22 protein-coding genes are annotated in these 23,074 nt (G+C 44.5%); 4 read left to right on the top strand and 18 right to left on the bottom strand.

All coding sequences use genetic code 11. From position 1 onward, the window contains the following. Positions 1-224 precede the first annotated feature (224 nt). On the top strand, positions 225-1,046 hold the full coding sequence (locus NSU14_RS00275) for a DUF2785 domain-containing protein (protein ID WP_336102573.1): 822 nt from the start codon (positions 225-227) through the stop codon (positions 1,044-1,046). Positions 1,047-1,139: 93 nt separating this feature from the next. Here the strand turns inward: NSU14_RS00275 and NSU14_RS00270 are convergent, their stop codons facing one another. The 3 genes from NSU14_RS00270 to NSU14_RS00260 form a co-directional block, all read right to left on the bottom strand. Continuing rightward, positions 1,140-1,682 carry an O-acetyl-ADP-ribose deacetylase gene (locus tag NSU14_RS00270; protein ID WP_340942001.1) on the bottom strand — a complete coding sequence of 181 codons (543 nt, stop codon included), beginning with the start codon at positions 1,680-1,682 and terminating at the stop codon, positions 1,140-1,142. Positions 1,683-1,821: 139 nt separating this feature from the next. After that, complete coding sequence (locus tag NSU14_RS00265; RefSeq protein ID WP_076247110.1) at positions 1,822-2,358, bottom strand: GNAT family N-acetyltransferase; 537 nt, start codon at positions 2,356-2,358, stop codon at positions 1,822-1,824. A gap of 830 nt (positions 2,359-3,188) precedes the next feature. Then, positions 3,189-3,785 carry an HNH endonuclease gene (locus NSU14_RS00260; RefSeq protein ID WP_340941999.1) on the bottom strand — a complete coding sequence of 199 codons (597 nt, stop codon included), beginning with the start codon at positions 3,783-3,785 and terminating at the stop codon, positions 3,189-3,191. On the opposite strand from NSU14_RS00260, the gene NSU14_RS00255 reads away from it, so the two are divergent. Beyond that, positions 3,737-4,903 carry a hypothetical protein gene (locus NSU14_RS00255; protein WP_340941996.1) on the top strand — a complete coding sequence of 389 codons (1,167 nt, stop codon included), beginning with the start codon at positions 3,737-3,739 and terminating at the stop codon, positions 4,901-4,903. The genes NSU14_RS00260 and NSU14_RS00255 overlap by 49 nt on opposite strands. Before the next feature lie 753 nt (positions 4,904-5,656). Here NSU14_RS00255 and NSU14_RS35890 read toward each other — a convergent pair. The 3 genes from NSU14_RS35890 to NSU14_RS00245 form a co-directional block, all read right to left on the bottom strand. Then, positions 5,657-5,872 (bottom strand): DUF4275 family protein, encoded by a 216-nt coding sequence (locus tag NSU14_RS35890; protein ID WP_076248456.1) that lies wholly within the window; start codon positions 5,870-5,872, stop codon positions 5,657-5,659. Next, entirely contained in the window at positions 5,832-6,746 is a 915-nt protein-coding gene (locus tag NSU14_RS00250) for a phosphotransferase (RefSeq protein ID WP_340941994.1), read from the bottom strand. Before NSU14_RS00250 ends, NSU14_RS35890 begins: the two co-directional genes overlap by 41 nt. A 245-nt stretch (positions 6,747-6,991) precedes the next feature. Next, positions 6,992-7,555, bottom strand: coding sequence for a DUF402 domain-containing protein (locus tag NSU14_RS00245; RefSeq protein WP_340941992.1), 564 nt, complete (start codon positions 7,553-7,555; stop codon positions 6,992-6,994). A gap of 386 nt (positions 7,556-7,941) precedes the next feature. Between NSU14_RS00245 and NSU14_RS00240 the strand changes: the two genes are divergently transcribed. Both NSU14_RS00240 and NSU14_RS00235 read left to right on the top strand, forming a co-directional pair. Further along, complete coding sequence (locus tag NSU14_RS00240; protein ID WP_340941990.1) at positions 7,942-8,667, top strand: TetR/AcrR family transcriptional regulator; 726 nt, start codon at positions 7,942-7,944, stop codon at positions 8,665-8,667. A gap of 24 nt (positions 8,668-8,691) precedes the next feature. Then, positions 8,692-8,979: a Dabb family protein gene (locus NSU14_RS00235; RefSeq protein ID WP_340941987.1), complete on the top strand. Its 288-nt coding sequence runs from the start codon at positions 8,692-8,694 to the stop codon at positions 8,977-8,979. Positions 8,980-9,608: 629 nt separating this feature from the next. Here NSU14_RS00235 and NSU14_RS00230 read toward each other — a convergent pair. The 12 genes from NSU14_RS00230 to NSU14_RS00175 all read right to left on the bottom strand — a co-directional run bounded on the left by NSU14_RS00230 (position 9,609) and on the right by NSU14_RS00175 (position 23,074). Next, a complete protein-coding gene (locus NSU14_RS00230; protein ID WP_340948869.1) occupies positions 9,609-9,944 on the bottom strand; it encodes a helix-turn-helix domain-containing protein in 336 nt (111 codons plus the stop codon). A gap of 213 nt (positions 9,945-10,157) precedes the next feature. Then, entirely contained in the window at positions 10,158-11,990 is a 1,833-nt protein-coding gene (gene glmS / locus NSU14_RS00225) for a glutamine--fructose-6-phosphate transaminase (isomerizing) (RefSeq protein ID WP_340941985.1), read from the bottom strand. Between the two features lie 648 nt (positions 11,991-12,638). Then, positions 12,639-13,979, bottom strand: a complete 1,341-nt coding sequence (gene glmM, locus NSU14_RS00220; protein ID WP_039294242.1) for a phosphoglucosamine mutase — start codon at positions 13,977-13,979, stop codon at positions 12,639-12,641. A gap of 111 nt (positions 13,980-14,090) precedes the next feature. Next, positions 14,091-15,539: a CdaR family protein gene (locus NSU14_RS00215; protein WP_052422121.1), complete on the bottom strand. Its 1,449-nt coding sequence runs from the start codon at positions 15,537-15,539 to the stop codon at positions 14,091-14,093. Beyond that, a complete protein-coding gene (gene cdaA / locus NSU14_RS00210) occupies positions 15,532-16,362 on the bottom strand; it encodes a diadenylate cyclase CdaA (RefSeq protein WP_039294234.1) in 831 nt (276 codons plus the stop codon). Before cdaA ends, NSU14_RS00215 begins: the two co-directional genes overlap by 8 nt. 211 nt (positions 16,363-16,573) lie before the next feature. Beyond that, entirely contained in the window at positions 16,574-17,188 is a 615-nt protein-coding gene (locus NSU14_RS00205; RefSeq protein WP_039294231.1) for a zf-HC2 domain-containing protein, read from the bottom strand. A 124-nt stretch (positions 17,189-17,312) separates the two neighbouring features. Beyond that, complete coding sequence (sigW, locus tag NSU14_RS00200) at positions 17,313-17,879, bottom strand: RNA polymerase sigma factor SigW (RefSeq protein WP_039294228.1); 567 nt, start codon at positions 17,877-17,879, stop codon at positions 17,313-17,315. Positions 17,880-18,459: 580 nt separating this feature from the next. Further along, positions 18,460-21,252 carry a phosphoenolpyruvate carboxylase gene (gene ppc / locus NSU14_RS00195; RefSeq protein WP_039294221.1) on the bottom strand — a complete coding sequence of 931 codons (2,793 nt, stop codon included), beginning with the start codon at positions 21,250-21,252 and terminating at the stop codon, positions 18,460-18,462. Between the two features lie 288 nt (positions 21,253-21,540). After that, the gene (locus NSU14_RS00190) at positions 21,541-21,822 is read right to left on the bottom strand and encodes a holin (protein WP_076247118.1); all 282 of its coding nucleotides are present in this window, start codon (positions 21,820-21,822) and stop codon (positions 21,541-21,543) included. Continuing rightward, positions 21,819-22,526: a M15 family metallopeptidase gene (locus NSU14_RS00185; RefSeq protein ID WP_340941976.1), complete on the bottom strand. Its 708-nt coding sequence runs from the start codon at positions 22,524-22,526 to the stop codon at positions 21,819-21,821. Before NSU14_RS00185 ends, NSU14_RS00190 begins: the two co-directional genes overlap by 4 nt. Next, a complete protein-coding gene (locus NSU14_RS00180; protein WP_076247123.1) occupies positions 22,498-22,890 on the bottom strand; it encodes a hypothetical protein in 393 nt (130 codons plus the stop codon). The genes NSU14_RS00185 and NSU14_RS00180 overlap by 29 nt, the downstream gene beginning before the upstream one ends. Next, positions 22,877-23,074 (bottom strand): hypothetical protein, encoded by a 198-nt coding sequence (locus NSU14_RS00175; protein WP_042140105.1) that lies wholly within the window; start codon positions 23,072-23,074, stop codon positions 22,877-22,879. The genes NSU14_RS00180 and NSU14_RS00175 overlap by 14 nt, the downstream gene beginning before the upstream one ends.

Genomic DNA, 23,074 nt, shown 5'->3' with positions numbered 1-23,074 from the left:
CAGAAGAATATTCCGTGATTATAGAGGCAAGGAACTGTTCGAATTCTGCGGAGTAAACTATCATTTACTTCCAAGTTCAGCCTATCATTTCCGGCATTAATATAGCGTTAAGGATTCCTCAAAGACATTAAGATTGCATTAAGATATGATGAAGTTGTATCCCATCATGCCTGTATCTTATAGTAAGAGAAGAGTCCGGAAAATACCCGATAGGAGCGCAAACCATGAATTTAAAAGAACAGTTGATCCTAATCAAAGAAAATGACTACCAGACACCAGCGGAACCCTTCCAGCTGGTACAAGAAATGATACATAACATCGGCTCCTTGGATGCCGGGCTGCGTGATGATCTAATCTATACAACCCTATCCCACTGGATTCCCGGTAATTCGCTTTCCGAAGACGAGCTGGAGCAACTTCTCCCTGCCCTATTGGATACTGATCATTTGCATTATAAGCTCGGTGAAAGCAATACAGACTCTGTATTCACCCGGTCTTTCTCTATGCTGGTCATCCCGCTTCTCATCATGAAGCATAGGGAATCCCCCTTCCTCTCAAGAGAGCAAGTTCACCAGATCAAAGAGAAAGTGTTCTACAGTGTGCAGGAAGAGCAGGATTACCGCGGGTATGACGAAGAAAAGGGCTGGGCTCATGCCATAGCCCATGGGGCAGATGCATTAGATGATTTAGCCCAATGTTCCGAATTGGATCAGGCTGACCTCTTTACCATCCTCGACCTGGTTTACAACAAGATGACCATAACCGAACGGGTTTACTCCGATGGTGAGGAGGAGCGGATGGTCAGACCCGTAATCAGTGTTTTAAACAGAAAACTGCTTAGTCAGACTGATGTAGAGCAATGGATTCAACGTTTTGGTAAGGTGGAGAAAAGTCCAGACTTCCTGCCTGCCTTCAGGCAAAAAAATAATATTAAGAATTTCCTGAAAAGCTTATATTTCCGGGTAAAATTCTACAAAGCAGATGCTGCTCTCTGCCCGGTGATTGAGGATACTTTATATAAGGTAGAGAAAGTGTATTATTGCTGATTAAAGAAATCACAAATGGCTCCGCCCTTTGATAATAAGGGCGGAGCCATTTGCTTTATTTTTAGTGATTTTTCAATCTCTAATTAGTCAATCTCAATACTTCTTTAGTTCATTCTTGTATATTTCAAAGTTCTCTTCATCAAAACATACAAATACTACTTTCTTAATATTTGTTTCCTTATTTAATAAGTACTTAGACACTTCCTCTACGGCTATGTAGCAGGCTAAGTCTTTCGGATATTTGTATATACCTGTACTTATATTTGGAAAAGCAATACTTGTAGCTTCGTTTAACTCCGCTTGCGTTAATGAATTCCTGTAACAGTCTTTTAGCTTTTGTTCCTCATTGTTCAATCCGCCATTCCAAACGGGCCCCACGGTATGGATAACCAAACGGCTCTTCAAGTTCCCTCCTGTGGTAACTACCGCTTCTCCAACTGCACAGCCACCCTGTTGATTGCGGATCTTCATGCACTCTTCTAATATTGCTTTTCCCCCAGCTCTATGGATAGCACCGTCTACGCCGCCTCCACCCAACAGACTAGTGTTGGCAGCATTGACTATTGCTTCTACTTCAGTTTTAGTTATATCTCCCCGGACCAACTGAACGATTGAGTCTCTCATAATAACTTCCATGAATAACCTCCACTAGTACTTCGTAAATAACTACATATGTAGAATATTCGCGGAATTATTGAGCTATCCTGCCCTTTCGTTGAACAAAGGCAGCCGACTATTAACCGACTGCCTTTGTGTCGATATATTGCATATCGGCCTATTCAGGAGGACTCAAATAATACCGGTAATACTTAAAATCATGTCGCTCATTCAATATATGAATCAGCAAATTTTGCTCATCCATAAGCTGGAATCCGCAGTATTCAAGAACCTTTTGAGATGGGATGTTGTCAAGCTCAACGGTTCCAATGATATAGGGAATATCGTATTTTCCCGCTATCCATTCAAGTGTTCCCTTTGCAGCCTCCTTAGCATAACCTTTCCCTCTTGCACATGGGAGGATTCCATAGCCAAATTCAGGTTCATGTAACTCATCATGTTCTTGTGCAGCGACCTGGCCAAGAATATCACCTGTTTCTTTTTCAAAAACACCTAAGCATAATGTTCCAGTTATAATACCCATATTTTTATAGTTAGAAAGGTGCCAATTAAAAAACTCTTTTGCCCTTGGCTTCTGCATTTGCCAACCTTCATACAAATCCAAAAGCTTTTCGAATTGCTCGAAATCATTATCGTCAAAAGTTCTGACGACCAGCCTTTCTGTTTCGATATAAACTGTGTTCAAGTCACTCATTAATAAACCCTCACTTATTCTGTCTGAAATTAAAAAGCATTCACAATTACGGGTTACCATAATTAGAAATTTTTAGTTTTATCACTTTTCACGTTATTTTCCCCTGTTAGTTAATGAAGCATTTTCTCTTAACAATACTAATTGTTTAATAATTTGGGTTTGTCCTCCATCAAAAAAAAGCCGTCCTGAGATTTCAGGACGGCGCATGATGTCTGGCTTGTTGTCTGAAATTTTACATCAGACAATTCATAACTCTAAAGTATCCAAACTCTTGGACACATGTCGGGGGAAATAAAACTGTGGAACTAATTATGTTGGTTTTATTGGATTTACAAGTGCACTTGATAAACATAAAAAAAAGAAAGTGTGGAACCGCTAGAAATTACCATGAAAAGAAACCTGGAAACTAATTTAACCGACCGAAATTGAAAGTTAATCGTCTATAATTTTATTCGTAATATTATCTGAAATGCCTCTGCTGGACCCAGTGCCTAGGCCCGGTGCGTGAATATAATGTTATAAGTTCTCAGCCCTTCATCTAGAAAAATTTAAATTAATCACTTAATATAATGCCTAAATTTATTTTCCATCTTAACAAGTTGATTTTCATATACTGCAATCTCAAGTGAGATTAGCGGATGATTAACCGATTCTTTTTCCTCATCTTACTGAGGTAATAACTCCTCAATTTCCCTTTCTGTTGTACGTTTAATGACTCATATATTTTTGAGTACTATTAATAAATCATATAATATAGCAAACACAGCCATCACTATAAACCTCAGCTCAATAGAAAGCATTTAGATAGTATCTATATTACAATGAGATTCTTAATTTTCCTTTATATGAAAGCTTATGTGCTTGTTTATTTGTATAGGTAACTTCTCCCCCAGAGTCGAAAGAAGGAAAATCTGGTTTCCATCCAAGCTGATTTGAAAGGCTCCTCCTTTATGATAATGAACATAAGAATGATGGAAAGAGCACAAACAAATTGCATTTGAATAATGGTCCAACGTCTCAATGTCAGAAGCCGCCTCCGCAGTTCCAAGCGGGGTCACGTGATGGACTTCGCAATAATATGTGCCATCATCTTTTTCGATACGAGGAACCAGAGGATTATCCATTCCACAAATCTGACAATGATAGTCATACAATTTTTTGAGTAAAGTCACCATTTTTTTATTTCTCATAATCCGTGCAGTTGGATTAATCTCATATTGGGGAGTCGATTGCAACTCTTTTAATTTATCTAAAATCGCGCCTGTAATCCCAAAACGAGATTGGTATTCATCTTTATCCAGTCGTTCAAGGCCAATTCTTTCTAAAAATATATGAAGCGTTTCATTTCTGCCTCGTAAAAAGGAGTATAAGGAATGGAATGGATAAAGATTTAATAGTCCCTTTAAATTTTGGACGAATTGATTCATTGCTAAATACTGATGTTGAGACGTTTGAAATTGGCGATAATAAGTATGAATTTACTATAAATACTACTAGAAAGGAACATTACATAATACGAGAATTTGAAGATGCACTTCAAATGACATACGATACTAAAAATAATAAAATAAGCATAACATTGCTTAAATTTGTTTCCTTGTCTGTGCAATTAAAAATCATTTCTTTTCTAAAAAGTATTTTTGAGCATGGAAAGAACTATAAGAATCCGCATTTTGTGAAATGGTCTAAATTTATCAATTATTGTTATGGATTACTGCTGGATGTACAAAAAATTTATAAAGAACTAAATATTCCTGAAGAAATTGAAATTGAACCCATTGATAAAGACAAATCTATTTACTATGAATTTGAGCTCCTAAGAAGACTATATATTTTTGATGAGACTGAAGGAAAAGCCTTTTTTGAAAACGAAATGGATATTTTTTTTAATTATAAGGTTGGTAATCGATTAGTATTGCTGTTCTATCATGCGGATGATGATAAAAAGCGAGTAATCAATACCTTTGCTATTAAAATAAATCACTTTAAAGTGGAAGATAGCATAACTGGAAAATCCTATGATCAAAGCCCATTTATTCATTTGAGTGCTGAATCATTGGCTTTTGGTTTGAATATAGATTTTCAAAAATTAATGAATTCATTTGATCGTTTTGATCCCTTTGCAAATGAATTGGTTTTTAGCCAGACAAATAGTTTTATTTTGAATTGTATAAGTGCATATGATGAATCACATAGGATGGAATTACTGGATGTTGCCAACTACTTAATCAATAAATACTACAAACTTCCTACATACGCCCCCTCTTCAAGAGACGCTGCTATTGTAAAAATTAACGAAATGCAAATAAAGGAAAGAAAAGAGGAATTATTAGACGAAGAAAAAGAAACTCTGCTGAATTTAAAAAATCAGTTTCCTTTAAATGATTTTATTCAACTCCATTTCTGTGTAAATGTTTTGCTGAAAAGTAAGATCGAAGCGAGGCTTATTTTTAAAAAAATGGAAAGTCAATTGCAAGAGGATTTTATGAAAAGCCCTATTTTCCATTTGTATAATTTATTAGAACAGGACACAAAGTTAATTTGATAAAAAAAAGAAATGGCCTTTTGCTGTGTGTCTTTTTATCTTGAAAAGACATAATGCATTAGGCTTTCCTTTTTTCAAAAACTAAAAACAAAACTAAGTGTCCAAAGAAATAAAGTATTAGACGTCCATGCCGCTAACGCGGCACCATCAGATGATGAAATAAAGTTATTTCAGGATAGACTGCAGTTGTTGATCTAACGCGGGTTCAGAATTTTAAAATTCCAGGTGTTGAGAAATAAGTTTTAGACTGATCTCAATATTTCAAACGGCGGCAGCCATGAACGAGAAAATAAAGTCATAGACTGCTGCTGTGTTGTTCAACTAACGTTCCCGTTAGTTCATGACTTTTCACTACTTAGGATGGCTTCAAATATTTTTTTGCCTGTAGCGTCTATCATAGTTCCTTGAGAAGGCTCTTTTTTAGTAATCCATTTCATTAATTGAGCAACATAATAATCCATAAGGATCTGAAACAAAATTATGTAAATCCTTCATAGTAACAGCTACTCCTTTTAGTTTTATGATGCTTACAAAAATCCTCGGTTGTTAAAATCATGCTAATCGACCTATTTGGGATGCTGAATTATGTTTTCGTTTCCATTTATTTATATTCCTGCTCTTACTTCAATTAGAAACGGCAGCTGAGCATTAGACAAGATACCGTAGTGTATTGAACAATCGTTCCTCGTTACTTCAATGAAGTTTCACTTTTTCGGCCAAAGTAAGGCCCACATCATCCAGTCTCATGAGTTTTTACATATGTCTAGTTAAACTCTTGTCTACAACATATATATCAGATTCGGTGAGCATATCATCAACTGTAAACATAAATGCCTTCTCGAAAATTAATGCATAATCTGAATGTTGATAAAAAACAAAACAAGAATCCTTTGGTTCATTATTAAACACTATATTAAGATAACTTCTATTAATCAGCGAGCGCTCGTGTAATATTCGCTTTTGCTTCATCAGCTACTCTTTCATCTTTGTCGTCAATTGCTTGCATTAATATTAACATCGGAATATACACAGCAATCAAACGAGCTAATAACTTCGTCTCTTCATCCACTTCCCCATATTCTCTGAAAAACTCAGTACGAGCATGATAAGGCAAAAAGCTATAAACAACATTCAAATCACAGGCAGGGTGACCAATATTCATATCTCCCCAGTCAATAATTCCTGAAACTTTTCCATTCTCGTCCACCAACATATTTTTAAAATGAAGATCACCATGAAGGAATACGTTCCTTTGTTTTACTTGGTCTGTTTTAAGCTGCACCAAATAATCAGCAATTGCAGAATGTTCTTCCTCCTTAATATGAATTTTCAGATCGGACAAGAATTTTAGCATTTTTTCTTTTCGTAATGCTATATCTGTGAGATTCCTGTGGTCATGTTGAATACCGTTTTCTTGAGCCACCTGTACTGGAAATGCATGCAATCTTTTTAAAAAGTGCGCGAGTGTTGCTACCGATAATGTGCGTTGCTCATCAGTTAATCCAATTGGAAACATTCCCGATAAATATGGATAACCAAGAAATGGTGCAGGATAGTCACTATTCCCTTCACCTAAAAAAAGTGGTTTCGAATAAGGGATAGAAATAAAATCCTCAAGCTTCGGTAATATCTTCGCTTCCATTTTTAACGTATCAATAGCAACTTTTCTTCTTGGAAAACGAAAAACATATTCGTCTCCAGCAAGGAAAACTGTATTATCCCAACCATAACCTAGTCTTTTGATTTCTTTAGACGATAACTGTGGAAACTGACTACTTATTAATCTTTGGGCCAATTCCTCTGAAATTTCCCAATCTGCATCCCATAAATTCGAACTTCCCATATACCTTCCCCTAACAGTTGGCGTTTTAATAATGACATGCAAACATGAAACAGTATTATTTTACCACTAAAATTTCATTGCGGTTGGTATTAAACAGTTATAGGAATTAACTCTCGAAACTGCCCTATAGTACATTTAAGAAACCTGTATCCACCACGCTATTCTGCCCGTTAGCTGAGCAAAGGCAGCCGATCCACTGACCGACTGCCTTTGTGTCGTTATTGAGCTATCGTTTCCCGTTTAGTTTAAAAGTTACCCTTTCGTTCTAGCTTTTGGCACAGTAATTCCTTATGATCTTCTGATAGCTTTAATAAAGCGAAATCATCACGCTCGATTAGTTTTCTGACCTTAATTGATTCCTCACAGGCTAAATCATATAGATTCTTATCTATAATTCCGTTGATTAAAGCTTCTTCCAGTTCATCCGTGTCCTTTATAATTAATTCACTAGACGGTAACACAATTAAATCCAGAAACAAATCGTCCATCCACGGTACATTATTCTCGCTAACTCCATTTCGGGAACAAATATCGATGTACCACTGTACGATACTGCCTTTTGAATCAAACATTGTTGTAACCGAATGGTTACGATCAGAAGGGAATTGCTGAAGCCATAAATATCCATCATCAACAATGCAAAACTTTTCTCCGTGATATTTAACGTAAAATGGGTCCGATACTTTGATAATCCGAAGGAGGGTGACATATCCATTGAAGCTATCCGATTCGATAAAAGACTGAGCGTATTCCCTAATTAAAACACGCTGCCAATCTGAACGGTCCCCGAACTTTCTCTTCAGCACCATTTCTCTCCCCCTATCTTCTTTGCTTTCAGCTTAACATTTTCCCACTTTAAGGAAAATTACTTATTTGAACTAAACTGTCCGTTAGCTTAATGAAGGCATTACCGGTCTCATGTTCTATTGTTCGTTGAAAATAAAGTATTAGACTGGATTCGTTGATTTAACGCGATTTTTGAATTGAAGAATCGTCAGCTTTTGAAAAATAAGTTTTAGACTGATCAATTAAAAGAGGCAGCGGCGGACCAAGACTTGATAAATAAAGTCTTAGACTGCCGCTGTTGTCAGGGATTTAGAGTTATTTTATATCGGCATTTGACTAATATATGTTAATTGTATAACATTGATATATTAAATGAGTTTATTTTCTTTACTACTTATCAAGAATAGGGGTGATTAAGCTAATGCGAAATGCTGAACGGCCCAACGAGACGCGTACAAGAATTCTGAATTCTACAGCCCAGTTGCTGGCCGCTTCACCAGCCGGTGACATTTCAAACCGCGAGGTATGCGAAGCCGCAGGAGTGAAAGCACCGACGCTGTATCATTACTTTGACGATAAAGAGGCTTTATTACATGCTGTGGTTAAGGAGGCATTTGATCAGTACCTCGCTCAAAAAAGAAAGATTGAACATACAGGTGACCTCATTGCCGACTTTAAAAAGTTATGGGATATGCATATCACTTTTGGACTGGATAATCTGGCGCTGTATGATTTGATGTACTGTCGGGCATCCACACACACGGTGTCACCAGCCGCCGCCACCGCCCGCTCGGAGGTAATGGAGTGCATGCGTCATATTGAAGATGTCGGCCGGCTGCGGTTACCGATCAACGTATCAACCGATCTTATAGAGTCGGTCGCGACAGGGCTAACGTTTCATCTCATTCGCTCGAACAGCAACATTCACCATCCTCTGGTCTCCATTACCCGCGACATGCTGATCTCGATCTTAATTGGGCCCGCCCCCTCATACGATGATCAGTTGGTCTCACCACAAATCGTAGAGGCCGCTTCTACTTTGCGGCATGAATTATCCAAAGTCCAAATTTCTGCTCTAAGAGCTTCCGAAACTGCACTGCTTAAGGAATGGCTTGACATATTGTCTGGCAATTAGAGCTCACTTACTGGAGGGTATATTATGATTACACATGTTTTTGTAACTAAGCTTAAGAACCGCAATGAAGAAACAATAAACAACGTAAAAAACAAGCTGCTGGGAATGAAGGGCAAAATTGAACATCTGAAGGATTTATCGGTTGGGGTGGACTTTACTCACGCTCAAATCTCTTATGATATAGCGATGGTAGCACAATTTAATTCAAAAGAGGATTTTAATGCATATCTTGCACATCCTGCACATCTTGAAGTTGCTAAATATATTTTTGGAGTTCAAGAGAAGGTGGTAACCGTGAACTACGAAATATAATATAGATGATATACTACAGAAGAAAAGAAGCTCTTGTGATCATCACAGGAGCTTCTTTCATCTATGCATACAAGACGGGTTATTGCATGCCTTGCATAATTGCATTTATAATGCCTTGCTGGGTTATGGCGTTGTTTGTACGGTTGCCAAAGCGAAGCCATGCTGGCCATTATCCCAATAGATCGGTACTGCTTTGTATTTCTTGGACGCTGCCCCAATTTAAAAAATGGTATTGGCATAACCTTGCAATACACAACGAAAATTGGAGGGGAATTTGGCATGCTCATTTTAACTATACCACATGATTTAGAATCACTTTACTGGTAATGTTGATAAGCTATTAGCTGGTATAGCTTAATAAAGTATTGTCAGTCTAATACTTTATTTTCTCAGTTTACAACTTTATTTGCCGAGTCTAACACTTTATTTTTCAGTCTAGAACTTTATTTTCTTTTTACATCTATTTTCTCTGTTGAACTTTATTTTCTCCCTACAGTAGGGAGCATATTATTTTCCAACAGTACGTCTATCTTAATTGAGACATCAGGATAGCAAGATATCGGGGGAAACTAAGGGAATGAAAAAATCAAGGTTATCTAATGGGCACAAGTAACTGGTAGGCGTATGTATCAGGAATTAGATCTTAATCTTTTCTTCAGTTCTATTATCTCAATAATTTCATTCCTATCGTATTCATTGAGTTCTCTATAACCCTTAACCAATTTTTTCACATCCTGATCTTCGTATATAACTCCATTTTCCATATCCAAACCAGTTAACAACCAGTTTAAATTAACATTATGTTTAACCTTAATCGCTATTAATGTTTCTGCTGAAGGATTGCTATTTCCCATTTCTATTTCGCTTAAGTTCCCTTGAGAAATCCCTATATTCCTTGCAAACTGAGATTGGTTTAAATTCATTTCTTTTCGGATAGATTTAATTCTATAGCCAATATCACTCATCTTTTTCACCACCACTCTTGAAATTCTTGATTCACCTTCTAAAAAAGAGAGTAGCCTGAATATTTCTTCAGGCTACTCTCTAGGTGTAATATCATTACATAGCGGTTCCACAGTTTTATCACTGGTTCCACACTTTTGTCATTGGTTCCATTGTTTTATTACTGGTTCCACTGTTTTATTTCACTGGACAACACATGTTTAGTAATAATCCCCTTACTCCACAGTAACACTCTTAGCCAAGTTTCTCGGCTTATCAACATCATGACCCAGAGCCAATGACGCGTAGTAGGCCAGCAACTGCAGCGACACTACGGACAAAGCAGCGGTCAGCAGCGGCAGAGTCTGAGGAATCACGAACACCTGATCAACGGATCTGAGCAGATCGTTTTTGTGTTCTTCATGAGTAATCGCCAGGACATGTGCGCCGCGGGCTTTCACTTCTTTGATGTTGCTGACAGTCTTCTCAAGTACGGATTCCTGGGTTGCCAGGGCAATGACAGGAACGCCTTCTTCGATCAGCGCCAGTGTACCATGCTTCAGTTCACCCGCAGCATAAGCTTCGGAGTGAATGTAAGAGATTTCTTTCAGCTTCAGCGATCCTTCTTGGGCAACTGCGTAATCTACGCCGCGGCCGATGAAGAAGAGGTGCTTATGCTCAGCGATTTGTTCAGCATAGGCTTTGATTGCGTCTTTCTGAGCCAGGATTACTTCTACTTGCTCAGGCAGGGACTGCATAGCTGCCAGAATCTTGGCAACTTCAGGCTCGGACTGGGTACCGCGTACTTCAGCCAGGTACAGACCCAGCAAAGTGAATGCGATCAGCTGGGAAGTATAAGCTTTGGTCGATGCTACAGCGATTTCCGGGCCAGCCAGTGTTACCAGTACACTGTTGGCTTCCCGGGCAATAGAGCTGCCTACTACGTTAGTGATTGCCAGAACATGGGCTCCGTTGGCTTGACCTTCACGAAGAGCGGCCAGTGTATCTGCAGTTTCACCGGATTGGCTGACTACGATAACCAGTGTTTCCGGAGTCACGATCGGCGCACGGTAACGGTATTCGGAAGCAATATCATTCTCTACCGGAATACGCACCAGGGACTCAATCAGGTTACGTCCTACGAGACCTGCGTTATAAGCAGTACCGCAAGCGACGATCTGGATATTGCGGATGTTCTTAATTTGTTCTTCAGTCAGGTTAAGCTCAGGCAGAATGACTTTGTTGCCTGCAGCATTCATGCGTCCGCGCATTGTATCGCGGTAAGCCTTTGGCTGCTCGTGGATTTCTTTCAGCATGAAGTGCTCATAACCGCCTTTTTCTGCGGTAACAGCATCCCAATCGACAGTAATCATTTCCCGAGAAATAAAGTTGCCTTCAATCGTCATTAATTCGACAGCATCCCGTGTCAATACAGCCATTTCGCCGTCGTTCAGAATATATACGTTGCGGGTGTATTCCAGCAGTGCAGGAATATCAGACCCGATAAAGTTTTCGCCTTCTCCAAGACCGATAATCAGCGGACTGGCCTGACGTACCGCTACCAGTTTATCCGGTTCGTATTCAGTCAGAACACCCAGCGCGAACGCACCGCGCATGTAAGTGATCGCTTTTTGCACAGCCTTCACGATATCCCCATTGTATTCACGCGCAATCAGATGGGAGATAACTTCGGTATCTGTTTCGGAAGAGAATTTAGCTCCTCCGGCAATCAGTTCTTCCTTGAGATCCAGATAGTTCTCAACAATCCCGTTATGAACTACGGAGAATTTGTGGGTGTTATCTGTGTGCGGATGAGAGTTCTCATCGGATGGTTTGCCGTGTGTAGCCCAGCGGGTGTGGCCAATTCCTGCGCTGCCTGTCAGCGGAGTTGCTTCGAGACGGGATTCCAGGTTCGCCATACGGCCCTGTGCTTTTACAACCTGCAGACCTTCCTTGGTGAATACGGCAATACCTGCGGAATCATACCCGCGATACTCCAGCTTCTTCAAACCCTCGACCAAGATCCCCTGCGAATTCTGATTACCAATATATCCCACAATACCACACATTATATTTTCCTCCGTCCAATTTTTCGTAGTAAGGGCGGCCATGAGGAAAGAAACGTGCCGTACGGCATGTTTTGAAGAAAAGCAAATATGTTGTTGTCCGTTACAGCTCAACAAAATAACCTGTCACTTGCATCTATAGTCATGAAAATGCACAGTCTTCTCCTCTGCCGTGGCAGAACCATCTGCGTTTCCTGCATATGCGCATACCCATGATTTGTACATTTCAATTGGCACCCACAGGAGCGTTGTGTGAGAGGTCGCCCTCGCATTTTCCGCTTCCATTTACGGCTCTGGTGCATCACCGGGAGGTCCCCGCCGAACATTTCGAACACCTCCACCTCGTCAGCTTACATCTGCCGTGATCCGTTCAGGCCGTTCTGCCCTTATTGGCAGCTTCCGGTCTTCCCTTCTCCCCCGCGCAAGATCAAGCTCTGGCGCTTGCATTGCTTCAACCTTACTATCCCCGCTTTCCTTCTGGAATGACACTTAGTCTATTATATGCACCTTACATCGTTTTGGCAATGATGCGGCAAAGAAAACCTTTTTCATCCATTTCAATTGAAAACATCGTCCACACTAAAGGTTCAGCCGGTGAACGAACATTACTCCTCCGTCCACCGGCTGCCCATTCTTACCTTATTAGCGTAATTACACCAGCTCGCGCTGAACCACTTCAACAATCTGTCCTACAAAAAGATCAAGCTCGGCCTTATCCGGTCCTTCCGCCATTACACGGATCAGCGGCTCGGTTCCCGAAGGACGCACCAATACACGCCCGTTGTCGCCCAGCTTGCCTTCCACTTCTATGATCGCGGCTTCAATCGCCGGATTGTTCGGATAATTGGTTTTGTCCTGCACACGCACATTTACCAGTACTTGCGGATATTTGGTCATCATGGACTTCAGCGTGCTAAGCTTCTTGCCGGAAGTCTTCATCGTATTGACCAGTTGAATCGCCGTCAGAATACCGTCACCTGTTGTATTATAGTCCAGGAAGATTACATGGCCGGATTGTTCTCCGCCCAGATTATAGCCGCCACGGCGCATTTCTTCCATGACATAACGGTCGCCGACCGCAGTCTTCGCTGTATTCAGCGATAATTTCTCTGTAGCTTTGTAGAATCCGATATTGCTCATTACGGTGGATACAATTGTACCATCCTTCAGCTTACCCGCACGGTTCATGGCATCCCCGCAAATGCAGAGGATAAAGTCGCCGTCAACCTCATCGCCGTTCTCATCGATAGCAATCAGGCGGTCGGCATCGCCATCAAAAGCGAGTCCCAGGTCCGCCCCGTGGCGCAGTACTTCCGCACGCAGGGTCTCCGGATGTGTGGAACCGAATCCGTCGTTAATATTAAGCCCGTCCGGCTCTGCACCGATGGAGATTACTTCGGCTCCCAGCTCTCTGAACAGCCGTGGCGCAAGCTCATAAGCCGCGCCGTGCGCACAGTCGAGTACTACCTTAATGCCCTTGAAGTTCTGGTCGATCGTTGTTTTCAGATATTCCAGATACAGATATTTCGCATCATTATCTACCCGGAGCGTACCAAGACCCGATCCGACCGGACGCGGCAGCTCATCCTGCTCGGCATCCATCAGCTCTTCAATCCGCAGCTCTGTTTCATCAGTCAATTTGAAGCCGTCTCCGCCAAAAAACTTAATCCCGTTATCCTCCACCGGGTTATGCGAAGCTGAAATCATGACACCGGCATCAGCCTTGAGCAATCTTGTAATATAAGCAACCGCAGGTGTAGATACCACACCCAGGCGGATCACATCCGCGCCAATGGACAATAAGCCGGCAATCAGTGCCGATTCCAGGAGCGGACCGGATATCCGTGTATCCATCCCAATTACGACCTTAGGCTTTTCCACATTTCCTGCCAGTACATATCCCCCGCAGCGCCCAATGCTGTATGCCATCTCTGCTGTTAATTCACGGTTTGCGACTCCGCGTACGCCATCTGTTCCGAAATACTTACCCATCTTTTTTCTCCTTTTAATACGCTGCTTCAGCTTAATAAATTATAGTATGATTGATTCTTTATTCCGTGTATATGAGATGCATAATAAATAGACGTGGTCTTGAACAAAAAGTTACGTTCCACCCGTACTGCCGGCGTTATTGCCGCCTGCTGCCGGTGTAGCTGCGTTCTCCGCAGGAGTGTGTGACGGAGTCGGGGTCGGCTCTGCAGACTCGTCAGTATGGGTAGGAGACGGCTCTAGGGGCGTCTCCTCAACGGCAGCCGGCTCAGCACTGGGCTCCGTAGTAGGAACAGCCGTGCTGTTGTCAGCTGCGGCAGAAGGCTCCGGTGTAGCTGGAGCGAGCAGTTCTACCTTTACCGTAAGCTGCGAACCGTCATTCTGCAGTGCTATGAACCGGGGAAGGGAGACCTGCAGCGGAATATCATGAATTCCAGCCGTAAGCCCGCCCACATCAGCAACCACACTGACATTATCCTGGTCCAGCTGGTCCAGCAGGGTAGGCGCACCCGATACCGTCAGATCCATGGAAGTGCTCACAGGATCTAATATAAGGGCTGTCAGCCCGTTGCCTACCCCCTCCAGCTTAATAGGCACAGCGGAGATCGTCCGCTGGGCGATCTCCGCTGTTGAGACCGATACATTCATGGCCGCAGGCTCGATCTTCCCGGTCCCCTCCGGCGGCTTCAGCTCCAGCTTCAGCTGTTCTGTACCGGCAGCTGTAATGGAGCTTAGATTAAGAACCGCCTCATAGGAGGATAGGTTCTGCAAAGTCTCCGCGCTGCCATATACAGTCACCATATCCTGTTCAGGCGTAACCCGGGACAGGACCAGTGAACCGGGCAGACTGCCGGTAAAGCTGATATCCAGCGGCAGTGTTTTGGACGGAAGCGTAATAGGCAGCTCTACACCCACTGTAGAAGGCTCGATCACAGCATCCTTCAGCTCGTTCCCTTCACTGTCATAAGCATAGAGCTTCAGCTTCTTCTCACTGACCGGCTCATTCTCGCCATCCAGCTCAATATTCCCCTGTACCTTCGCTACCCGTCCGAGTTCACTGGCCGGAAGGGTCACCTCTGCCGATAACGGATCAACCACCGGAGTCCCCACTTCATAGCCTGCTGCAGGCTCCCCCGTGATATTCAGGGTAACCGGAAAAGACTTGGTCGTCCGCAGCTCAATATGCACATTCACCTGATTCGGCACCATATCATCCAAGGTTACCCCACTCGGCGTCGAATACATTAAGGGAAGCGTATTGTCGCCGGGTTTCACATCACTAAGATCCAGCCACACCCGGTAGGCATCGGAGAACTTGTAGGTAAGATCGGACTTTTTGCCCCTTACCTCCATCCTGACGCTCTCTACATCCTTCGTCAGCACATAGGTATCACTATCGAAGCCTTCGATCTCCACTTTGACATTCTCGATGGTCTTCGATTCGGTATTAACCGTAGTCTGATTCGCCGGCGCCGTATCTACATGCACAATGGTCCAGAGAATAATACTGAGGGCAAGCGCAAGAATTTTGTTGAAGTTATTATTCTTCATCCATTTATCCATTGTTCTTAGTCCCCCTCCATTTCCAGAAAGCGGAACTTTTATCCTTCAGGAGTGAGCTTGCACTCAGCTCTTGATGCAGCTTCGAGATCAGCGACTCTTCCTTGATATCCCGGACGATTTGTCCGTTAATGGCCAGAGAGATCTGTCCGGTCTCCTCGGAGACGACAACAGATACGGAGTCTGCCACTTCACTAATGCCAATGGCGGCGCGATGCCTTGTTCCGAGCTCCTTGCTGATGAATGGATTCTCCGACAATGGCAGGTAACAGGCGGCCGCAGCAATCTGGCTCCCCTGCATAATCAGCGCCCCGTCGTGCAGCGGTGTATTGGGAATAAATATGTTAATCAGCAGTTCAGAGCTGACCTCAGAACGCATAGCAATACCGGATTCCGTATATTCGTTGAGTCCCGTAGACCGCTCGAAGACGATTAAGGCCCCGATTTTGCGCACAGCTAAATAATTCACCGCTTTAATTACTTCACCTATTAATTTACTGATCTCTTCATCATTCTCGGCAGTCCGCCCGAAGAATTTCCCCCGGCCGAGCTGCTCCAGCCCCCTGCGCAGTTCCGGCTGGAAAATAATAAAGATCGCAAACACCCCAAACGTAAACATCTGGTTCATCAGCCATTTGAGCGTGTACAAATCCAATAGGGTACTGCCCCCCCAGATTACAACCAGGACCAGAATTCCCTTCAGGAGCTGAACGGCCCGCGTACCACGCACCATATTCAGTACTTTGTAGATGATGTAACTGACAATCAGAATATCGATTATATCTTTAATGGACTCTTTCCATGTAAGGTCGGTAAAATAGCTCATTGCCGAAAACCCCCGTCATTTCAAAATTAGCTGGGTTTATGTAAATTGTCTGTTAGCACTTTATCATATCTAGGTTATAACGTTCAGCCTCCGGTTGCAAGTTTAGGGCTGAAGCAAATTGCAAAACTGGTGTTTTCAGGCAACAAAAAAGCGCCATCTTTCCGGAAAAAGAGGCGCAAATGAGTTTTCTGCTACAAGCGACCAACATTAGCTATCGGTAGGCAACTTCAGAGAACATGTTCGTCACTTTATACCAGAGCCAACTTACCGCTTGGTCTATGCTTTTGACTTGCCCGGAAATATGGGCGGTTGAAGCCTGATACAGCGAGCCGTCGATCACCGTCACATTGCCGTTGACTTCCCCGTATACTTGAGTTTTACCGTTCTCCACCGTCAGATCCCCGGAAATGATTTTGCCGGAGGGTACGATAACCGTATCCCCTTTGATAACAACCTGATCGAGGTCAGTCCCTCTGACTACAAGCTGTCTATCCTGATTCCAAAAAGTTACAGAACTCATCAGCATCACGAAGATAAACACAGAGGCTGCCGTAAGCGCCGGATGCCGTTTGATCCAGGTGATAAAAGCTCTTTCCTTCTTGGGTTTCGGTAATGAATTCATAATCCGGCCTACAAGATCCTCCGAGGCAACAGGGGTCTGGTGCATCAGGGAAAACATCAGCATATCGGTCTGTTCCAGTTCCTTGAACTTCACACGGCAATCCGTACAGGATAGAAGATGCTCCTTCAATTCCCTCTGCTGCAGTTCGGGCAAGTCGTCATCCAGGTAGTCGTGCATCATAGAGACGGCCAGTTTGCATTCCATAGGAGCCAATCCTTTCATGAGTGCTTATTTAATTCTTTCAAGACATAGGAGCAGGACGCATAAGACTTGCTTAACTTACATACGTCACTGCCATGCAGGAGTTTCATAAAAAAATAATCTATTTTTACAATTTGGGGCCTAATTTTTTACGTAAAAACTCACGTCCGCGATGCACACGGGTCTTGATCGTCGTCACGGGCATATCCAGCACATCACTGATCTCCTGAAGCGATAAATCCTGCAGATAGCGCAGTATCATCACCGACCTGTATTTCACGGGCAGGCTGTCGATGGCTTCATAGATGAGGCTCTGTGTCTCCGAGAGCAGCAGCTCCGTCTCCGGTGTCACATTGTCGCTCGGAATCATCGAATACCCGTCAATTCCTTCTTGATCGTTCATCTCGGCATCCAGTGAATACGTCGGGCGCCGCTTGCGCAGCCGGTCAATACAAAGGTTCGTGCCGATACGGTAGATCCACGTTGAGAACTTCTGTTTATCATCATAACGGTCCAAATTCCGGTACACGCGCAAAAAAGTTTCCTGAACAATATCTTCCGCCTCATGGCGGTTATTCAGCATACGGTAAGCCAAATGATATATTTTGTCTTTATATAGTTCCACAAGCTCGGCAAATGCCCTTTGGTCGCCCTTCAAGGCGAGCTTTGTCAATCTGCCTTCCAGATTCTCCACCTGTTAACTCCCCCAGACTTGCCGCCCTTGGTATCTCAGCTCTTGATCATCCACGGTACAAGCATTTAAATCGTAATTCAAGTTCTTGTAAAAATCAAGGTTTGTATTGTTACCTTCTATATATATTGTACTCTGAAAAGAGGCCGGGGGCTGACACGGGCGGCTGATTAGTCGCGGACTGCGCGAAACATTTGGACTTCCGGTCGCTGTTATTGGCAGATTTCCTGATTAGAACCGCAGTCTGCGGTCGAAATCTGCCAATAAAGGCGAACGCTGCCGCTCCTCCAGTTCCAAATTTCCGCTCCGCCGTCTCCCTCAGCCAGTGTGGACCTCTTTTTTGTTGCCCAAAGTATATCTCAGGCAACAATGGGTGAGCATGGGTTCGGCCGGGTCTATGACTCCCGGCCTCACTTAGAAAAATAAAAACCCCGTCCATCCTCTGGGTAAGAGGCGGACGGGGTTTCCTGAGGCGGCTTCGCCGACCTCAGACACAAACAAACCTTTTAAAGCGGCTTCGCCGACTTTGAAGATTAAGATCGGCTAGATCAAGATCGTAAGAGCAAGCGCTCGAGCTAAGGCATCAGCCGGTATTCCGAAGGCCGGCGGCAATACCGTTGATCGTAAGCAGCACCTCACGCAGCAGCTCAGCGTCATCGCCCTCCACATCGCGCAGGGCGCGAAGCTCGGCAAGGAGCTGGACCTGCAGGTAGCTGAGCGGATCAACATACGGATTACGCAGGCGGATCGATTCCTGAATAACCGGAACATTATCCAGAATATCCTGCTGGCCAGTAATCTTCAGGATGAGCTCGGAGGTCAGCTTGAACTCGGCTTCGATCTGGCCGAAGATACGCACCCGCGCCTCTTCGTTTTTGCCCATTCCGGCATATTCCTTAGCGATTACAAGATCTGCCTTGGCAATAGCCATCTGCAAGGTATCGATCAAGGTCGTGAAGAAAGAGAAGTTGGCATACATATGCTGCATGATCTTCAGGTTCTCTTCTTTATCCTCATAGAAGCTCTGCAGTCCAGTTCCGGCAGCATACCAGGCAGGCAGCAGATAGCGGCTCTGGGTCCAGGCGAATACCCATGGGATGGCACGCAGATCCTCAAAGCGTTCACTGTTCTTGCGCTTCGAAGGGCGTGAACCGATATTCAGTTCCCCAACCTCCGGCAGCGGGGTTGATTCTTTGAAGTATGTCAGGAAATCCGGATCACGGAAGATCAGATCCTGATATTTGTTCAGGGAGACTTCAGAGATGCGGGCAATAATCTCATCCCACTTCGCTTCATACAGATCCGCCTGTGGCGATCTGGCATGAATCGCCGCCGTAACCAGAGCAGATGTCGCCTGCTCCAGACTGCGGTAAGCAATGCCTTTCATCGAATACCGGGAAGAGATAACCTCCCCCTGCTCGGTGATCTTGATACCACCGCCAATGGTGGAAGCCGGCTGGGCCAGAATACTCCGGTTCAGCGGCATACCGCCGCGTCCCAGGGCTCCGCCGCGTCCGTGGAAGAACTTCAGCTTAATGCCGAATTCATCGGCAGTCGCTGTAATCTGCTTCAGGGCAACGCGCAGCTCCCAGTTTGCCGTAACCACGCCACCGTCCTTATTACTGTCCGAATAACCAAGCATGATTTCCTGCAGGTCATTCATCGCAGTAACGGCATCGCGGTAGATCGGCATGCTGAGCAGCGTATGCATAATCTGCGGTGCATCATGGAGGTCGTCAATGGTTTCAAACAGTGGCACCGCCTGCAAAGTACAAACAACCGTACCGTCGTTGTCTTTGCGGAACAGACCCACTTCTTTGGAGAAAACCATGACCTCAAGAATATCACTGGCTGCTTCTGCCATACTGATCAGATAGCTTGTGATACACTGCTTGCCGTATTCCTCCTGTGCCTGGAAGATCGTCCGGTATACCGCAAGGCATTCCTCCGTACCTTCACTATAAGACTGGTAAGGGGATGTCAGCGGACGCGGATCATTCAGCAGCTTTTCGAGCAGCTCAATCTTTTGTTTCTCCTCCAGCTTGGAGTAATCCGGTGTAACATTCATTTTGGCCAGGATCTCCGTCATCGCATTCTCATGTTCTTGGCTGTGCTGGCGGACATCCAGGGTCGACGTATGGAAGCCGAACAGCTCCACTTGGCGGATTAGCTTCTTAATATAGGTGTCTGCTACATAGTCGGCATAGTGATGCCGCAGGCTGCGGTCAATCACGTTCAAATCATCTATAAATTGCTCTGGTGAGGAATAGCGCTCAGGCGTACCTTTTTTCTCATCATCCAGAACATTCTGTGTCTTGGAGATCATATAGCTGAGCTTAATCCGGTAAGGTTCATTATCATTGCGCCAGGCATCAACCCGGTTAAGATTGATAATGTTACGGTCCTTCTCAATGGACTCCAGCAGCTCCGGCGTCACATTGACGATGCTTGTACTAAAGCTCAGGTACTGCATTAATTCGCGCATAATCCGCTGATATTCACGAATAGCCAGCTTGCGCTGCAGACGCAGCGTCTGCAAGGTTACGGCCGCAGTCACCGAAGGGTTACCGTCACGGTCGCCGCCAATCCATGAACCGAAACGCAGATAGGTCGGCACATGCCAGTTCTGGCCCGGATAATATTTGCTTAGACATCGCTCAAGCTCTTGATACACATCCGGCAACACTTCAAAAATCGTCTCATGGAAATAATACATGCCATTGCGCACTTCATCGAGCACGGTAGGCTTGCGGTCACGTAACTCATCCGTCTGCCACAGAGTAATTACTTCATTCAGCAGCTTCTCACGGAGCTGTTCGCGTTCGCGGAAAGTCAGAGTCGGATTATCCAGTCCCATGACATCATCGGAGATCCGTTTGTGGATATCGAGAATCGCACGGCGCATGGCTTCCGTAGGGTGAGCCGTCATAACTAGTTCCAGAGACAGGCCGTTCATGATCTCATGAACATCCTCGTGGGAGAAATCCCGCTCGCGGAGCTCCTGAATCGCGCTTTCGATCGACCCTGGCTGTACGGTCTCCCCGGCAGAACGTTCATAATCGCGCTTACGGCGAATGCGGTGATTCTGCTCGGCTATGTTCACCAATTGAAAATAAATGGCGAAAGCCCGTATCACCTGATGCCGGTTCTCCGTATCCAGTGAACTAATTAGCTCTTTAAATTCATTGTGCAGTTCAGGCAAAAACAATGAGCGCAGCGATTTACTGGTTTCACGGATCTTCTCCACGATATCCAGCAGTTCGTTGCCGCCTTGGTGTACCAAGACTTCGCCCAGAATATTCCCCAGGAACCGTACGTCCCGCCGCAGCAGATTATTGGAGTTGCTTTTGCTAACGGTAGTCGTAAGTTCGGTCATGCTGCTCCCCCCATCCTCTTCCGGATCAATGCTCTTAACATTGTCTATTTGAAAGCTTTCCTCATATCATACAATAAAACCGCCCGGAAATCTTCAACTTTATTGCGCGGTAAAGCGATACAGCAATTAAGATTATACACCAATCCAGTTATTTATACAGTCAGAATTAATTATGTATCTCTTCCTATTTATACTGTCTGTTTTATGTAGTGACTATGTAATATTATATGACGTAAAACAGCAAAAAAACCGGCTCCGCAGAGCCGGCCGTCAATTTTAAGTCACGTTTCATTTCATGGTATTCCCTGAGCGGTTATTGAATGCCAATTCAAATAATCCTGTAGCAGACAGTCCGGCAAGCCCCCCTGCCCAGAGGCGAAGGGTCATACCGAGATCCGTAAAAGGATACGCTGCCGCTCCAACCAGCAGTCCAATTCCTAGTCCTACAAACGGGATAATGTTACGGGGCAAACGGGTATTATTTTTGATCAGCTGCACCAACGCCAGAATAACTACGGCCAGTATTGAAGCAAAAGTTAACACATTGTCAAACAGTTCACTGTTAATCATGAGTTCGCTCCCTTCTGGTGGCTACTTGTAATATCTACTGTTTTTGTGGCCGGATTGTAGCCTACCTGTGCCCCAAGCGCTTCGGCAATAACGCGAACGGGAGCATAAGTAATGCCATTCTCCATTATTCCTTCTGCAATCTTCACACCGTTCACTTTTACCGTCGCTGTAATTTCACTCTTCACAGTTTGTTCCTCCTTGAGCTTGATGCGTTCATACACCGCCGCTACTGCCACCGCAGCAGGCCTCGCTCCTGTCCGAAGTGCTGCCAGCGTCATTCCAAAGCTCAGCTGAAAATGCGGATAATCCTTGAAACTGGTCCAATCCCCGCCCCATTCGAACCCGATCGCCTTGGCCTGCTGCACCACCTCCAGCCAATCAGCCGTGCAGTCATTGTCCCCGTCCCTGTTCATATCCCAAGAAACACTTGAACCATTCGGAAGCAGCAGCGCAAAATCCACCGCCAGTCCATAATTGTGATAGCTATATCCGCCGCGTGCATTAGTGACAATCGCTCCCGGCTTGGTTCGTCCCTGGGCGTAAAGCGCATCCTGCTCGGCAGTCGTCCGCAGCCCCTGGGTAATCAGGATGGGAACACCGCAAGCATAGCAGCGTTCAATCAGCGTTGTGGCTGCGGTGAGTACAGCGGGATGAAGCCCGGATAGAGCAGCGGATTTATTCAGAACCTGAGTCAGAGTCAGCATGCGGATTCCTCCCTTTCCTGATCCCGGACAACACCACGAACAGATCCTGGCGTTTGGTGTACATTAACAGCGTCAGGATGACCAATCCTACAGTAGTGCACGTCTGGGCAATGGCCCAGGCTTCCGATTGCAGCAAGCTTAGCACGGCGTCCGAACCGGAAGTGCTGCTGAATCTGATCCAGAAGGCAACCGCCATCTTAACGGTATACGCCCCCAGAAAAAAGAATGCTGCCAGCATAAACAAACTGACTACGCGCGCCCGGAGCCTTTTGCGGAAATACAAAAAAAGCGCAGCTATCAGCAGCAGCGCACAGATAAAGGATATGGAATACGCTATTAACAACACAATATCAATGATGCCCATCCTCTGCCCCCCGATCATAGATTAGGAACTCGGCGAACCCGTTATTCCTGATTTCCTCTTGAATTTCTTTGGAGACATTCTTGTACCTTCGGATAGAGAGCGATACTCTCATTCCCGCTTGCGTCAGCTTCCGTTCTCTATCCCGGTGCAGGGGAGATAGTCGCTTGATCCACTCACTCAGCAC

The organism is Paenibacillus sp. FSL R10-2771 (assembly GCF_038000205.1).
GTDB classification, from domain to species: domain Bacteria; phylum Bacillota; class Bacilli; order Paenibacillales; family Paenibacillaceae; genus Paenibacillus_AQ; species Paenibacillus_AQ phytohabitans.
This window is presented reverse-complemented; position numbering and strand designations above follow the sequence as displayed.

Coding starts and splice junctions, on each gene's coding strand:
- glmS (WP_340941985.1), bottom strand. CDS start 11,990: ATGTGTGGTATTGTGGGATATATTGGTAATCAGAATTCGCAGGGGATC.
- NSU14_RS00180 (WP_076247123.1), bottom strand. CDS start 22,890: ATGGGCATCATTGATATTGTGTTGTTAATAGCGTATTCCATATCCTTT.
- NSU14_RS00270 (WP_340942001.1), bottom strand. CDS start 1,682: ATGGAAGTTATTATGAGAGACTCAATCGTTCAGTTGGTCCGGGGAGAT.
- NSU14_RS00185 (WP_340941976.1), bottom strand. CDS start 22,526: ATGCTGACTCTGACTCAGGTTCTGAATAAATCCGCTGCTCTATCCGGG.
- NSU14_RS00205 (WP_039294231.1), bottom strand. CDS start 17,188: ATGGAATGCAAACTGGCCGTCTCTATGATGCACGACTACCTGGATGAC.
- NSU14_RS35890 (WP_076248456.1), bottom strand. CDS start 5,872: ATGAAGCAAAAGCGAATATTACACGAGCGCTCGCTGATTAATAGAAGT.
- NSU14_RS00230 (WP_340948869.1), bottom strand. CDS start 9,944: ATGAGTGATATTGGCTATAGAATTAAATCTATCCGAAAAGAAATGAAT.
- NSU14_RS00250 (WP_340941994.1), bottom strand. CDS start 6,746: ATGGGAAGTTCGAATTTATGGGATGCAGATTGGGAAATTTCAGAGGAA.
- NSU14_RS00275 (WP_336102573.1), top strand. CDS start 225: ATGAATTTAAAAGAACAGTTGATCCTAATCAAAGAAAATGACTACCAG.
- NSU14_RS00235 (WP_340941987.1), top strand. CDS start 8,692: ATGATTACACATGTTTTTGTAACTAAGCTTAAGAACCGCAATGAAGAA.
- NSU14_RS00260 (WP_340941999.1), bottom strand. CDS start 3,785: ATGAATCAATTCGTCCAAAATTTAAAGGGACTATTAAATCTTTATCCA.
- cdaA (WP_039294234.1), bottom strand. CDS start 16,362: ATGAGCTATTTTACCGACCTTACATGGAAAGAGTCCATTAAAGATATA.
- NSU14_RS00265 (WP_076247110.1), bottom strand. CDS start 2,358: ATGAGTGACTTGAACACAGTTTATATCGAAACAGAAAGGCTGGTCGTC.
- NSU14_RS00255 (WP_340941996.1), top strand. CDS start 3,737: ATGGATAAAGATTTAATAGTCCCTTTAAATTTTGGACGAATTGATTCA.
- NSU14_RS00190 (WP_076247118.1), bottom strand. CDS start 21,822: ATGATTAACAGTGAACTGTTTGACAATGTGTTAACTTTTGCTTCAATA.
- NSU14_RS00245 (WP_340941992.1), bottom strand. CDS start 7,555: ATGGTGCTGAAGAGAAAGTTCGGGGACCGTTCAGATTGGCAGCGTGTT.
- ppc (WP_039294221.1), bottom strand. CDS start 21,252: ATGACCGAACTTACGACTACCGTTAGCAAAAGCAACTCCAATAATCTG.
- NSU14_RS00215 (WP_052422121.1), bottom strand. CDS start 15,539: ATGGATAAATGGATGAAGAATAATAACTTCAACAAAATTCTTGCGCTT.
- glmM (WP_039294242.1), bottom strand. CDS start 13,979: ATGGGTAAGTATTTCGGAACAGATGGCGTACGCGGAGTCGCAAACCGT.